This is a genomic window from Streptomyces sp. NRRL S-340 (assembly GCF_000720185.1).
GTDB lineage: Bacteria > Actinomycetota > Actinomycetes > Streptomycetales > Streptomycetaceae > Streptomyces.
On the sequence record NZ_JOIY01000025.1, the window covers coordinates 1 to 12,661 of the forward strand.

General features: G+C 73.7%; 11 protein-coding genes and 1 pseudogene. 8 read left to right on the forward strand and 4 right to left on the reverse strand.

Annotation, left to right across the window (positions count from 1 at the left end; all coding sequences use genetic code 11):
* A pseudogene (locus IG64_RS42285) lies at positions 1 to 261 on the reverse strand (coiled-coil domain-containing protein); the annotation flags it as partial.
* 150 nt (positions 262 to 411) lie between these two features.
* Here IG64_RS42285 and IG64_RS20055 point away from each other — a divergent pair.
* From IG64_RS20055 to IG64_RS20080, 6 genes are all read left to right on the forward strand, one after another.
* On the forward strand, positions 412 to 1,245 hold the full coding sequence (locus IG64_RS20055) for a M55 family metallopeptidase (protein WP_037858173.1): 834 nt from the start codon (positions 412 to 414) through the stop codon (positions 1,243 to 1,245).
* Positions 1,238 to 2,542, forward strand: a complete 1,305-nt coding sequence (locus IG64_RS20060) for a M20/M25/M40 family metallo-hydrolase (RefSeq protein WP_037858175.1) — start codon at positions 1,238 to 1,240, stop codon at positions 2,540 to 2,542. The genes IG64_RS20055 and IG64_RS20060 overlap by 8 nt, the downstream gene beginning before the upstream one ends.
* Positions 2,543 to 2,563: 21 nt before the next feature.
* Complete coding sequence (locus IG64_RS20065) at positions 2,564 to 4,519, forward strand: LpqB family beta-propeller domain-containing protein (protein WP_037858177.1); 1,956 nt, start codon at positions 2,564 to 2,566, stop codon at positions 4,517 to 4,519.
* Positions 4,516 to 5,439 carry a S66 peptidase family protein gene (locus IG64_RS20070; protein ID WP_037858178.1) on the forward strand — a complete coding sequence of 308 codons (924 nt, stop codon included), beginning with the start codon at positions 4,516 to 4,518 and terminating at the stop codon, positions 5,437 to 5,439. The genes IG64_RS20065 and IG64_RS20070 overlap by 4 nt, the downstream gene beginning before the upstream one ends.
* A 160-nt stretch (positions 5,440 to 5,599) precedes the next feature.
* Positions 5,600 to 7,381: a CocE/NonD family hydrolase gene (locus IG64_RS20075; RefSeq protein ID WP_037858180.1), complete on the forward strand. Its 1,782-nt coding sequence runs from the start codon at positions 5,600 to 5,602 to the stop codon at positions 7,379 to 7,381.
* 41 nt (positions 7,382 to 7,422) lie between these two features.
* Positions 7,423 to 7,974: a GNAT family N-acetyltransferase gene (locus IG64_RS20080; protein WP_037858183.1), complete on the forward strand. Its 552-nt coding sequence runs from the start codon at positions 7,423 to 7,425 to the stop codon at positions 7,972 to 7,974.
* On the opposite strand, the gene IG64_RS20085 is transcribed toward IG64_RS20080, so the two are convergent.
* Positions 7,946 to 8,293, reverse strand: a complete 348-nt coding sequence (locus tag IG64_RS20085; RefSeq protein ID WP_037858184.1) for a DUF6204 family protein — start codon at positions 8,291 to 8,293, stop codon at positions 7,946 to 7,948. The two genes, IG64_RS20080 and IG64_RS20085, sit on opposite strands and share 29 nt — an antisense overlap.
* A gap of 204 nt (positions 8,294 to 8,497) precedes the next feature.
* On the opposite strand from IG64_RS20085, the gene IG64_RS20090 reads away from it, so the two are divergent.
* Positions 8,498 to 10,456, forward strand: a complete 1,959-nt coding sequence (locus tag IG64_RS20090; protein WP_037858185.1) for a DUF5107 domain-containing protein — start codon at positions 8,498 to 8,500, stop codon at positions 10,454 to 10,456.
* Between the two features lie 3 nt (positions 10,457 to 10,459).
* On the opposite strand, the gene IG64_RS20095 is transcribed toward IG64_RS20090, so the two are convergent.
* The gene (locus IG64_RS20095; protein ID WP_037858187.1) at positions 10,460 to 10,807 is read right to left on the reverse strand and encodes a VOC family protein; all 348 of its coding nucleotides are present in this window, start codon (positions 10,805 to 10,807) and stop codon (positions 10,460 to 10,462) included.
* Between the two features lie 152 nt (positions 10,808 to 10,959).
* On the opposite strand from IG64_RS20095, the gene IG64_RS20100 reads away from it, so the two are divergent.
* On the forward strand, positions 10,960 to 11,427 hold the full coding sequence (locus tag IG64_RS20100) for a phage holin family protein (protein WP_037858327.1): 468 nt from the start codon (positions 10,960 to 10,962) through the stop codon (positions 11,425 to 11,427).
* A gap of 101 nt (positions 11,428 to 11,528) precedes the next feature.
* Here the strand turns inward: IG64_RS20100 and IG64_RS20105 are convergent, their stop codons facing one another.
* Entirely contained in the window at positions 11,529 to 12,482 is a 954-nt protein-coding gene (locus IG64_RS20105; protein ID WP_037858329.1) for an LLM class F420-dependent oxidoreductase, read from the reverse strand.
* Positions 12,483 to 12,661 lie beyond the last annotated feature (179 nt).

Sequence of the window (12,661 nt, forward strand, 5' to 3'; positions counted from 1 at the left end):
GTCCGGGTGGGAGGAGAGGAAGAGCTGGAGGGACGGGTCGATGCCGCCGGAGCGGTACTGGCCGGCCGCCATCGAACCGAGGCCGTCGCGCAGCTTGTTCAGCTCCTGCTGACCGCGGGCGACGTTGTCCTGGATGGTGGAGATCTCCCTCTGGAGCCTCTGCTGCTTCTCCTTGGCCCCGTTGTACTTCTCGGTGGCCTGCTCCGCCTGCTCGTAGAGCTTGTCGACCTTGGACTTGACCTCGTCCTTGCTCGGCTTCTCGCCACGGAAGCAAGCTCCTTCTTATGGGTGAACTCCCGTTCGGGAGTTCGAGTTTAAACCTAGTGACCTCGGTCCGGTGGCGCCATGGCTGCGGACAACTCGGCGTGCGGCAGTTCCGGGGCGCTCCGCCGACGCGTAACGTGGCGCCCCATGAAGATCCTCATCAGCGCCGACATGGAAGGCGCCACCGGTGTGACCTGGCCGGCCGACGTGCTGCCGGGGACGCCGCAGTGGGAGCGGTGCCGGTCGATGTTCACCTCGGACGTCAACGCCGCCGTGCTCGGGTTCTTCGACGGCGGCGCGGACGAGGTCCTCGTCAACGAGGCGCACTGGACCATGCGCAACCTGCTGCTCGAGGAGCTGGACGAGCGGGCGCAGATGCTCACCGGGCGCCACAAGTCGCTGTCCATGGTGGAGGGCGTGCAGCACGGCGACGTCGACGGCATCGCCTTCGTCGGCTACCACGCCGGCGCCGGGATGGAGGGCGTCCTCGCGCACACCTACCTCGCCAACTCCATCACCGGCGTGTGGGTGAACGGCGTACGGGCCAGCGAAGGACTGCTCAACGCGCACGTCGTCGCCGAGTACGGGGTGCCCGTGGTCCTCGTCACCGGCGACGACGTGGCCTGTGAGGACGCGCTGGGCTACGCGCCCGAGGCGCTGAAGGTCGCGGTCAAGGACCATGTGTCGCGGTACGCGGCGGTCTGCCGGACGCCGGCCCGTACCGCCGCCGACATCCGCGCTGCCGCGGCGAAGGCCGCGTCGCTGGCGGTCCGGGGCGAGCCCGTGCAGGGCGGTCCGTTCACCGTCGCGGTGGAGTTCGACGCCGAGCACCTGGCCATGGCCGCCACCGTGGTCCCCGGCGTGGCGCGCGCCGGTGAGCGCAAGGCCGTCTACACCAGCGCCACGATGTACGAGGCAATCCGCACCTTCAAGGCGGTCACCACGATCGCCTCGGCCGCCATCGAGGAGCAGTATGGCTGACGCGCAGGCGCTGGACGAGGTCGTCCGGTTCACCTCCGAGCTGATCCGGATCGACACCACCAACCGGGGCGGCGGCGACTGCCGGGAGCGTCCGGCCGCCGAGTACGCCGCCGAGCAACTGGCCGGCGCGGGTCTGGAGCCGGTGCTGCTGGAGCGCACGCCGGGCCGGACCAACGTCGTCGCCCGGGTCGAGGGCACCGACCCCTCGGCGCCCGCACTGCTCGTGCACGGTCACCTGGACGTGGTGCCGGCGCAGGCCGCGGACTGGAGCGTGCACCCCTTCTCCGGGGAGGTCCGCGACGGCGTGGTGTGGGGCCGGGGCGCGGTCGACATGAAGAACATGGACGCGATGATCCTCTCGGTGATCCGCTCCTGGGCCCGGCAGGGCCTGCGGCCGCGCCGGGACCTCGTGGTGGCGTTCACCGCCGACGAGGAGGCCAGCGCCGAGGACGGCTCGGGCTTCCTGGCCGACGAGCACCCCGAGCTGTTCGAGGGCTGCACCGAGGGCATCAGCGAGTCCGGCGCGTACACCTTCCACGACGGCGCCGGCCGGCAGATCTACCCGATCGCCGCCGGGGAACGCGGCACCGCCTGGCTGAAGCTGACCGCGCGCGGCCGGGCGGGGCACGGCTCCCGCGTCAACAAGGAGAACGCGGTGACCCGGCTCGCCGCCGCGATCGCCCGGATCGGCGCCCACCAGTGGCCCCTGCGGCTCACCCCGACCGTCCGCGCCGCGCTCGGCGAACTCGCCGCCCTGTACGGCCTGGAGGCCGACCCGCACACCGTGGACGCGCTGCTCGACAAGCTCGGCCCCGCCGCGCGACTGGTGGAGGCGACGCTGCGCAACAGCGCCAACCCGACCATGCTGGAGGCGGGTTACAAGGTGAACGTCATCCCGGGCGAGGCCGTCGCCCACGTCGACGGACGGTACCTGCCCGGCGGCGAGGAGGAGTTCCGCGCCACCCTGGACCTGCTGACCGGCCCGGACGTGGACTGGGAGTTCCACCACCGCGAGGTGGCGATCCAGGCGCCGGTCGACTCGCCGACGTTCGCCGCGATGCGGGCCGCCGTCGAGGAGTTCGCGCCCGAGGGGCACGTCGTGCCCTACTGCATGGCGGGCGGCACCGACGCCAAGCAGTTCTCGCGGCTCGGCATCACCGGCTACGGCTTCTCGCCGCTGAAGCTGCCCGAGGGCTTCGACTACGACGCCCTGTTCCACGGAGTCGACGAACGCGTCCCCGTCGAGGCGCTGCACTTCGGTGTCCGCGTGCTCGACCGCTTCCTGCGGACGTCCTGAGCGAGTTGGGAGAAGGAAACAGTGCAGAGCCTGCCGTACGGTTCCTGGCCCTCGCCGATCGACGCGGCCCTGGCCGCCGCGCACGACGGCAAGCCGGAGTTCGTGGACTTCGTCGGCGACGAGGTGTGGTGGACCGAGCCGCGGCCCGCCGAGGGCGGCCGCCGGGCACTCGTGCGGCGGCGCGCCGACGGTACCGAGGAGTCCGTGCTGCCGCCGCCGTGGAACGTGCGCAGCAGGGTCATCGAGTACGGCGGCCGCCCCTGGGCCGGGACGGTCGCGGACGGCGCGGTGCTCGTCGTCTTCGTGCACTTCGCCGACCAGCGGCTCTACCGCTTCCAGCCCGGCGCGGACGAGCCGGTGCCGCTCACCCCCCTGTCGGCGGTGGGCGGGGGACTGCGCTGGGCGGAACCGCAGGTGCGGGCCGAGCGCGGTCAAGTCTGGTGCGTGATGGAGGAGTTCACCGGCGAGGGCCCCACCGACGTCCGGCGCGTGCCCGTCGCCGTACCGCTGGACGGCTCGGCGGCCGGGGACCGGGGCGCGGTGCGGGAACTGACCGCGGAGCGCCACCGGTTCGTGACCGGGCCGCGGCTGTCGCCCGACGGACGGCGGGCCGCGTGGCTGGCCTGGGACCATCCCAGGATGCCCTGGGACGGTACGGAACTCGTGGTGGCCGAGGTGGACGCGGACGGCCGCCTCACCGCGCCCCGCACCCTCGCCGGCGGCCCCGAGGAGTCCGTGGCCCAGGCGGAGTGGGCGGCCGACGGCTCCCTGCTGTACGCGAGCGACCGCGGCGGCTGGTGGAACCTGTACCGCGACGGGCACCCGCTGTGCCCGCGCGAGGAGGAGTTCGGCGGGCCGCTGTGGAAGCTCGGGCAGCGCTGGTTCGCCCCGCTGGAGACCGGTCTCGTGGCCGTCGTGCACGGCCGCGGCGCCACCGCCCTCGGCATACTCGACCCGGAGAGCGGCGAGGTCGTCGACGCGGCGGGCCCCTGGGGGGAGTTCGACGCCACGCTCGCGGTGCACGGCGAACGTGTCGTCGCCGTCGGCGCCGGACCGCGCGGCTCCCACGAGGTCGTCGAACTGGACACCCGCACCGGCCGGGCCCGGGTGATCGGCGCCGCCCACCGCGACCCGGTCGACCCCGCCTACTACCCCCAACCGCGGGTGCGCACCTTCACCGGCCCGGGCGGCCGTGACGTGCACGCGCACATCTACCCGCCGCACCACCCGCAGTGCGCCGCGCCCGCCGGTGAGCTGCCCCCGTACGTCGTGTGGGCGCACGGCGGTCCCACCAGCCGGTCACCGCTCGTCCTCGACCTGGAGATCGCCTACTTCACCTCGCGCGGCATCGGCGTCGCCGAGGTGAACTACGGCGGCTCGACGGGGTACGGCCGTGAGTACCGCGAGCGGCTGCGCGAGCAGTGGGGCGTCGTCGACGTCGAGGACTGCGCGGCCGTCGCGCTCGCCCTCGCCGACGAGGGCACCGCGGACCGCGACCGGCTGGCGATCCGCGGCGGCAGCGCGGGCGGCTGGACCGCCGCGGCCTCCCTGGCCGGCACCGACGTCTACGCCTGCGGCACGATCCTCTACCCGATCCTCGACCTGACGGGGTGGGGCTCGGGGGAGACCCACGACTTCGAGTCGCAGTACCTGGAGAGCCTGGTCGGCCCGCTCGCCGAGGTGCCCGAACGGTACGCGCAGCGTTCGCCCGCCGAGCACGCCGACCGGATCACGGCGCCGTTCCTGCTGCTCCAGGGACTGGACGACGTGATCTGCCCGCCGGTGCAGTGCGAGCGGTTCCTGGCCCGGCTGAAGGGGCGCGACGTGCCGCACGCCTACCTCACCTTCGAGGGCGAGGGGCACGGATTCCGCCGCGCCGCCACCATGGTCCGCGCCCTGGAGGCCGAACTCTCGCTGTACGCCCAGGTGTTCGGGCTCGCCCCGGCCGGCCTGCCGGTGCTGGAGCTGGGCACGTGAAGGAACTCCTGCGCCCCGCCCGGCTCGCCCCCGGCGCCCGCGTCGCCGTCGTCGCCCCCAGCGGTCCCGTCCCGGAGGAACGCCTGCAGGCCGGTCTCGACGTGCTGCGCGGCTGGGACCTGGACCCCGTGGTGGCGCCCCATGTGCTGGACCGCCACCGTGAGTTCGCCTATTTGGCGGGCACCGACGCGGACCGGGCCGCCGACCTGCAGCAGGCGTGGTGCGACCCGTCGGTGGACGCGGTGCTGTGCGCCCGGGGCGGCTACGGCGTGCAGCGGATGGCCGACCTGCTCGACTGGGAGGCGATGCGCGCGGCGGGGCCCAAGGTGTTCGTCGGCTTCAGCGACATCACCGCGCTGCACGAGGCCTTCGCCGTGCGGCTGGGCCTGGTCACCCTGCACGGTCCGATGGCGGCCGGCGCCGACTTCATCAAGAACGCCCGGGCGCAGGAACACCTCAAGGCGACCCTGTTCGCGCCGGAGACGGTCCGCGTGATCTCCTCCGGCGGTACGGCCCTGGTCCCCGGGCGGGCCAGGGGGGTGACGCTCGGCGGCTGCCTCGCCCTGCTCGCCGCCGAACTCGGCACCCCGCACGCGCGGCCCTCGGCGGCCGGCGGCCTGCTGTGCCTGGAGGACGTGGGCGAGGAGACCTACCGACTGGACCGCTACCTGACCCAACTGCTGCGCGCCGACTGGCTGGAGGGCGTCGCCGGGGTGCTGCTGGGCTCGTGGGAGGAGTGCGGCGCGCCCGGCCGGGTGCGGGCGCTGCTGGCCGACCGGCTCGGCCCGCTCGGGGTGCCCGTCGCCGAGGACTTCGGGTTCGGGCACTGCGCGGGCGCCTCGACGATCCCCTTCGGGGTCGCCGCCGAACTCGACGCTCAGGCGGGGACGCTGACGCTGGACAGGCCCGCCCTGCGCTGAGGCGCGGTCCCGCATGCCGCTCACCGAATCTCCGTCAAGAAACCTCCGTCGCACCGATTGACGCGGCCTGACACGTGTCACACCATGGCTTGCCGACCGGTTACTTACCGGTTGGTAAGACGGGTTGCCGGTAGCCGCTCGCCCTCAGTGTGGAGGTCTCGTGTCCCGTCGTGCGCCCAGAACCTGCGCCGCCCTCGCCGTCTCACTCGCAGCCGCGCTGAGCGCGCCCCTGGCGCTCACCGCCCCCGCGGCGGCCGACGGCCAGTACGGTGTGACACCGCTGAGGTTCACCGTCCGGGCGGGGGAGCGCACCTGCACCGTGGACGCCGACCTGTACCGGCCGGCCGGGGCCGACCCCGCGCACCCGGCGCCCGCCGTGCTCGCCACCAACGGCTTCGGCGGGAGCAAGGACGACGGCTCGACCGACGCCATCGGCAAGGCCTTCGCCCGGCGCGGATACGTCTCGCTCGTCTACTCCGGCCTCGGCTTCGGGAAGTCGGGCTGCCCGATCTCCCTCGACGACCCGGACATCGACGGCCGGGCCGCCTCCCAGCTCATCGACTTCCTCGGCGGCCGGCGCGCCGCCGACGACGGCACCCGCGCCGGCTACGTCACCCTCGACGGCCCGGGCGACCCGCGCGTCGGCATGATCGGCGGTTCCTACGGCGGCGCCGTGCAACTGGCCACCGCCGCCGTGGACCACCGGGTCGACGCCCTCGTCCCGATGATCACCTGGAACGACCTCGCCTACTCCCTGGACCCCAACAACGCCGCCGGCGCCCCGGACCTGCCCGGCGCCTTCAAATGGCAGTGGACCAACGGCTTCTACCTCATGGGCGAGAGCCAGCCGCTCACCCAGCCCGCCCTCGACCCCTCCCGGATCAACTCCCTCACCTGCCTGCACTTCGTGACCCGGGCCTGCGACACCGTCCGCACCCTCGACTCGGGCCGCTACCCCGAGGACGCCACCCGGCGCCTGCTCTCCTACGCGCACAGCGTCTCCCCGGTCTCCTACCTCGGCCGGGTGAAGGCGCCCACGCTGCTCGTCCAGGGTCAGGCCGACAGCCTCTTCAACCTCAACGAGGCCACCGCCACCTACCAGGCCCTCAAGGCACAGGGCACCGAGACGAAGATGATCTGGCAGTCCTGGGGCCACAGCGGGGGCATGACCGACCCGGCCGCCGGCGAACTGAACCTCGCCCAGGGCAACCTGGAGACCAGCTACGTCGGCAGGCGCGTCCTCGCCTGGTTCGACCGCTACCTGCACCGCGACCAGATCACCGGAACCGGACCCGACTTCGCCTACTACCGCGACTGGATCGCCGACCCCGCTCACACCTACGCGAGCGCGGACCGCCTCCCCGCACCCGGCCGGACGCTGTACCTCTCCGGCGACGGCAGACTCGTCGACCGGCGCGACGAGGTCACCCGCGGCAGCCGCACCTACACCAACTGGCTCGTCCCCACCAGCCATTCGGAAAGCTCCCTGGCGGGCATCATCAACCTTCCCGACCCCGCCCCCTACGACCTCGCCGGCACCCACCTCGCCTGGACCAGCGAGCCGCTGTCACGGGCCACCGACGTCGTCGGCGCACCCCGCGCCACCCTGCGGGTGCGCTCCCCGAAGGCCGAGCGCACCCAGCGTTCGGCCGACGCCGCCGACCACCTCGTCCTGTTCGCCAAGCTGTACGACGAGGCACCCGACGGCACCCGCACCCTCGTGCACCGGCTGGTCGCCCCCGTCCGCGTGCCCGACGTGACCCGTCCCTTCACCGTCACCCTGCCGGGCATCGTGCACCGCTTCGAGCAGGGGCACCGGCTGCGGTTCGTGATCGCGGCCAGTGACGACGCCTACTTCGGCAACCGCGGCGTCAAGCCGGTCACCGTGGTCAGCTCCCCCGAGGACACCGGGGTACTGCGACTGCCCGTCGTGCAGGACTGACACCGGGCCGGACGTCAGGGCGCCTCGCGTAAGGTGACGGCATGCCGCACACCGCGTCCCGCTACCTCGCCGAGGGGCCCCGCACGGGCATCCGCCCCTTCACCCAGGAGGACGGCCCCGAGTTCACCGCCCGGGTCCGCGAGAGCGCGGAGCTGCACCGCCCGTGGCTCTTCCCGCCCGCCACGGCCGAGGCGTACACCGCCTACGCGGGGCGGCTGATCGACGGGCAGGACAGGGCCGGCTTCCTCGTCTGCGAGAAGCCCGGCGGCGGCCTCGCCGGTTTCATCAACATCAACAACATCGTCCGGGGCGCCTTCCTCTCCGGCGCGCTCGGCTACGGCGCCTTCGCGCACGCCGCCGGACGCGGACTGATGAAAGAGGCCCTGACCCTCGTCATCGGGCACGCCTTCGGACCGATGGGACTGCACCGGCTGGAGATCAACGCCCAGCCGGGCAACACCGCCTCCATCGCGCTCGCCCGCTCCTGCGGCTTCCGCCTGGAGGGCTACTCCCCGGACATGCTGTACGTCGACGGGGCGTGGCGCGACCACGAACGCTGGGCGCTCACCGCCGGGACGCGGACTTCCGGTTGACCTTCATGGTGTCGAGGTCGGTGACGGTCGACCTCAGCTCGCCGAAACCGTAGCCGAGGCCGCGCAGGGTGCTCTCGGCCCGGTCCTCCGCGACGGCCGCCGCCATCTCCTCGCCGTCCCGGGCGTCCGACACCACGACGAAGCGCATCGAGAAGTGCTTCAGCGGCGCCGCCTCGTAGGACAGCGTCCCCTCCTCGGTGAACCGCATGCTCATCATCCCGTGGTCGGCGGCCTCGGCGAGCAGCCGCGCCCGCGCCTCCTCGGTCAGCCCGGCCCAGGTACCCCGGACGATGACCCGGTAGGTGTGCTGCTCGCTCATCGCTTCTCGTGCTCCTTCGCCACCGCCCCGGCACACCAGCGCACCGGCGTGTCGCCGCGGACATGGTCGAAGCACCGACTGTACGTCGCCCCGGCGGGCCCGCCCACCGCATTTGCGTCCCTCCCGGGCGCGGTGGCCCGGCGGGCGCCTTTGCGCAATCCTGACCGCCGGTGCCCCTGGTCAGCTCCCCGGCGACCGGGTTCCATGGTGATCGTGACGACGATCCGACGCGAGGTACTGACGCTCCCCGCCGCACCCCTGGGCCCCGACAACCCGCTCCCCGCGCTGCGCCCCCTGGACGACGCCCACCGCATCGAGGACCGGGACAGGGCCGGTCTGCCGCACGACATGGCCCGGCAGCTCGGCTACGCCCCCCTGCGCAGTGTGCTGCCCGCGCGGATCCGCGACGGCTACGGCAGAACGCGGCGGCCCACCGGGATCGACGCCCTCGTCCTGGAGAACGACCGGCTGCGCGCCACCGTCCTGCCGGGCCTCGGCGGCCGGATCGCCGCCCTCGTCCACAAGCCCGCCGACCGTGAACTCCTGTACCGCAACCCGGTGTTCCAGCCCGCCGACTTCGCCCTCAACGGTGCCTGGTTCTCCGGCGGCATCGAATGGAACATCGGGGCCACCGGCCACACCACCCTCTCCTGCGCGCCCCTGCACGCCGCCCGCGTCCCGGCCCCCGACGGCGGGGTCATGCTGCGCCTGTGGGAGTGGGAACGACTGCGCGACCTGCCCTTCCAGGTCGACCTGTGGCTGCCCGACGGCTCCGACTTCCTGCACGTCGGCGTCCGCGTCCGCAACCCGCACGAACGACCGGTCCCCGCCTACTGGTGGTCGAACACCGCCGTCCCCGAGGAGCGCAGGGTCCTCGCGCCCGCCGAGCAGGCCTGGCACTTCGGCTACGAACGCAGGCTGCGCCGGGTCCCGGTCCCCGTGCACGACGGCGCCGACCGCACCTACCCCCTCAACAGCCCGTACGCGGCCGACTACTTCTACGAGGTGCCGGCCGGGCGGCGCCGCTGGATCGCCGCGCTGGACGAGGACGGCACCGGTCTCGTGCAGACCTCCACCGACGTGCTGAGCGGCCGCAAACTGTTCGTCTGGGGCACCGGCCCCGGCGGGCGCCGCTGGCAGCAGTGGCTCACCGAGCCCGGCACCGGCGGCTACTGCGAGATCCAGGCCGGACTCGCCCGCACCCAACTGGAGCACGTCCGGCTGGAGGCGGAGAGCGAGGTGGCCTGGCTGGAGTCCTACGGACCGCTCGACGCACCGCCACCGGCGGGGGACTGGGACAGTGCCGTACGGCGCACCGAGGAGCGGCTGGAGGCCGTCCTGCCACGCGCGGACGTCGAGGCCGCCCACGCCGCCTGGCGCCCGTACGCCGACGCCGAACCGGACGAGGTCCTCGCCACCGGATCCGGCTGGGGCGCCCTCGAAGTGCTGCGCGCCGGCTGGAAACTGCCCGGCACGCCGTTTCCCGGGTCCACGATCACAGCCGCCCAGCACCCCTGGCGCGAACTGCTGCGCACCGGCTCCTTCCCCGAGCCGCGCCGGGCCGGCCCGCCCGGCGAGAGCCTGGTCGCCCCGCACTGGCGCGACCTGCTGGAGACGGCACCCGCCACACCGCTCGCCGAGTACCACCTCGGGGTCGCCCAGTGGCACGCCGGTGACCGCGCGCAGGCGGTGCGCAGCTGGGAGCGCGCGCTCGAACTCGCCCCTTCCCCGTGGCCGTTGCTGCGCTGCCTGGCCGTCGCCGACCAGGAGAGCGGCCACCACGAGCGGGCCGCCGACCGGTACGCCGATGCCTTCGACGACCTGTGCCACGAGCGGCGCGACCAGGGCGAGCAGTGGACCGCCGCCACCGCCGCGCTCGGCCGGGAGACGATCGAGGCGCTGCTGCGGACCGGCCGGACGGCCGCCGCGCGCGCCGTGTGGGACCGGCTGTTCCCGGCGATCCGGGCACAGGGCCGGTTCCGGCTGCTGGAGGCGGAGCTGCTGCTCGCGGAGGGGGACCGCGACCGGGCCCGGGCGGTCTTCGAGGACGGCTTCGAGGTCGCCGACCTGCGGGAGGGTGACGAGCGGATCGGCCGGCTGTGGGAGCGGGTGGCGGGCGGGCCGCCGCCGCCACGCTACGACTTCCGGATGCGGCCCGCGTGAGGATCAGCCGCGGCGGTCCACGTACTCGTACACCGACCCGTCCGGATGGACGGCGATCAGATTGCGGCCCCCGGGCGTGGCGACCGGGCCCGCCACGACGCGGGCACCCAACTCGGTCAGCACCCGCTGGGCCTCGTCGACGTCCGTGACGGCGATGGTCGCCGCCACCTTGCGCAGCACCTCCAGCTCGGCCTCGGGCCCGCTCATCAGCAGGAAGCAGCCGACGGCGGCCACCTCCACCCCGCCGCGCCCGAACCGGAGGGCCCTGGCGCCCGCCAGACGTTCGTAGAAGGGGACCGCGGTTTCCAGGTCGTCGACGCAGACGCGCAGGCTGGTTCCCAGAATCTCCATACGGCAGAGCCTAGTTGGGCGCCGGGGCGGGGGAGATCGTCAGGGGGATCGCCGCGACCGGGCCGTACCGCCGTGTCGCGTACGCCTGTTCGGGTACCCGCCGGAACATGGAACGCTCGGAGCAACTGGAGAATCCGAAACGACCGGACCACCTGGGCCACTTGGACCACCTGGAACATCTGGACAAGCACCTGGTGGAGGAACTGGCGCAGGTGGCGCGCGAGACGGTGCGCGACGAACTGCGTGAGCAGACCCGCAGGCAGCGCCGCACGGCCCTGCTGTACGCCGCCTCGGGCGCCGTCGCCCTGTACGCGGGCGCGGCCGTGGCGCTCGCCGCCGGTCTGGCCCTCGCCGTGGGGCTGCCCGGCTGGGCCGCCGCACTGATCACCGCCGCGGTCCTCGGCGCGGCCGCCTACGCGCTGCGCCGCGCGGCCCGGCCCGCCGCCTCCGGTCCCGCGGCCCCCGGCCGCGCCGCCGGGGCCGCGATGCCGGGGGGTGCGGCGTCCCGGATGTCCGCGCAGCCGCCGGTGCCCCCGGCGCCGTCCGTGCCGCCGATGCCGCAGAGCCCGCCCCGCGCGCCGGGCGCGTCCCGCCCGCAGGGTTCGGAGCACGATTTCTGAACCGGCCGCGCGTAGACGACGCGCACACGGCGGCGCCCGCACGCTCAGGTGCGGGCGCCGCCGTGCGCGCGGGCCGCCGTAGTGACGGCCCGCGCCCGCCGCTACGGCAGTTGCGGCAGCACCTTCGTGCGGTAGAAGTCGAAGAAGCCGCGCTGGTCGGCCCCGATCTGGTTGACGTAGACCCGGTCGAAGCCCGCGTCGGCGAACTCCTTCAGCGCGGCCACGTGCTGGTCCGCGTCGTCCCCGCACACCACGTTCTCGCGGATCATGTCCTCGGTGACCAGCGGCTCCAGCTGCTCGAAGTGGCGCGGCGTGGGCAGCACCTGGCCCATCTCGCCGGGCAACTGCTCGTTGTACCACAGCTCGCGTACGGTGCGGACGCACTCCTCGCGGTCGTGCCCGAAGCACACCTTCGTGCCGCCGCTGACGAGCTTGGCCCCGCCCCCGCCCTTGCGGTACTGCGTGACCATCTCCTCGTCCGGCATCATCGTGATGTACCCGTCGCCCACGCGGGCGGCGAGCGAGGTCGCCTTGGGACCGAACCCGGAGACGTCGATCGGCACCGGTTCGTCGGGGACGGTGTAGAGGCGCGCGTTCTCCACGGTGTAGTACGTGCCGTGGTGGTCGACCTCCTCGCCGGTGAACAGCCGGCGCATCACCTGGATCGCCTCCTCCAGCATCTCCAGACGCACGTGCGCCGGCGGCCACCGGTCGCCCAGGATGTGCTCGTTCAGGGCCTCCCCGCTGCCGACACCGAGCCGGAACCGCCCCCCGGTCATCACCGCGCTGGTCGCGGCGGCCTGCGCCACCACCGCCGGATGCATCCGCACCGTCGGGCAGGTGACGGCCGTCTCGACCGGCAGCGACACCGCCTCGGACAGTGCGCCGATCACCGACCACACGAACGCGCTCTGGCCCTGCGCGTCGTTCCACGGGTGGTAGTGGTCGGAGATCCACAGGGCCTGGAAACCGGCCTGCTCGGCCATTCTGGCCTGCTCCACCAGGTCGGCGGGGCCGTACTGCTCGCAGGACAGGAAGTAGCCGTACTCGGGCATGGGCGGGACCTCCACGAAGGGGGCGGACGGGATCGCGGTCCCGAGTACCCGGCGGCGGGGCCGGAAACCGGCGGCGGCCTGCCGCGTCCCGCTCCGGGCCGACGTGCGCGCCCCGCCCCCGGCCAGGCCCGTCTCCGGCCCCCGGCTCACGTTTGGGTGCCGCGGCCCGGGGGACGCGG

What these genes read in the sequence shown, in the direction of transcription:
- IG64_RS20060 (WP_037858175.1), top strand. Translation starts at nt 1,238, where the DNA reads ATGGCTGACGCGCAGGCGCTGGACGAGGTCGTCCGGTTCACCTCCGAG.
- IG64_RS20105 (WP_037858329.1), bottom strand. Translation starts at nt 12,482, where the DNA reads ATGCCCGAGTACGGCTACTTCCTGTCCTGCGAGCAGTACGGCCCCGCC.
- IG64_RS20055 (WP_037858173.1), top strand. Translation starts at nt 412, where the DNA reads ATGAAGATCCTCATCAGCGCCGACATGGAAGGCGCCACCGGTGTGACC.
- IG64_RS20085 (WP_037858184.1), bottom strand. Translation starts at nt 8,293, where the DNA reads ATGAGCGAGCAGCACACCTACCGGGTCATCGTCCGGGGTACCTGGGCC.
- IG64_RS20080 (WP_037858183.1), top strand. Translation starts at nt 7,423, where the DNA reads ATGCCGCACACCGCGTCCCGCTACCTCGCCGAGGGGCCCCGCACGGGC.
- IG64_RS20090 (WP_037858185.1), top strand. Translation starts at nt 8,498, where the DNA reads ATGGTGATCGTGACGACGATCCGACGCGAGGTACTGACGCTCCCCGCC.
- IG64_RS20095 (WP_037858187.1), bottom strand. Translation starts at nt 10,807, where the DNA reads ATGGAGATTCTGGGAACCAGCCTGCGCGTCTGCGTCGACGACCTGGAA.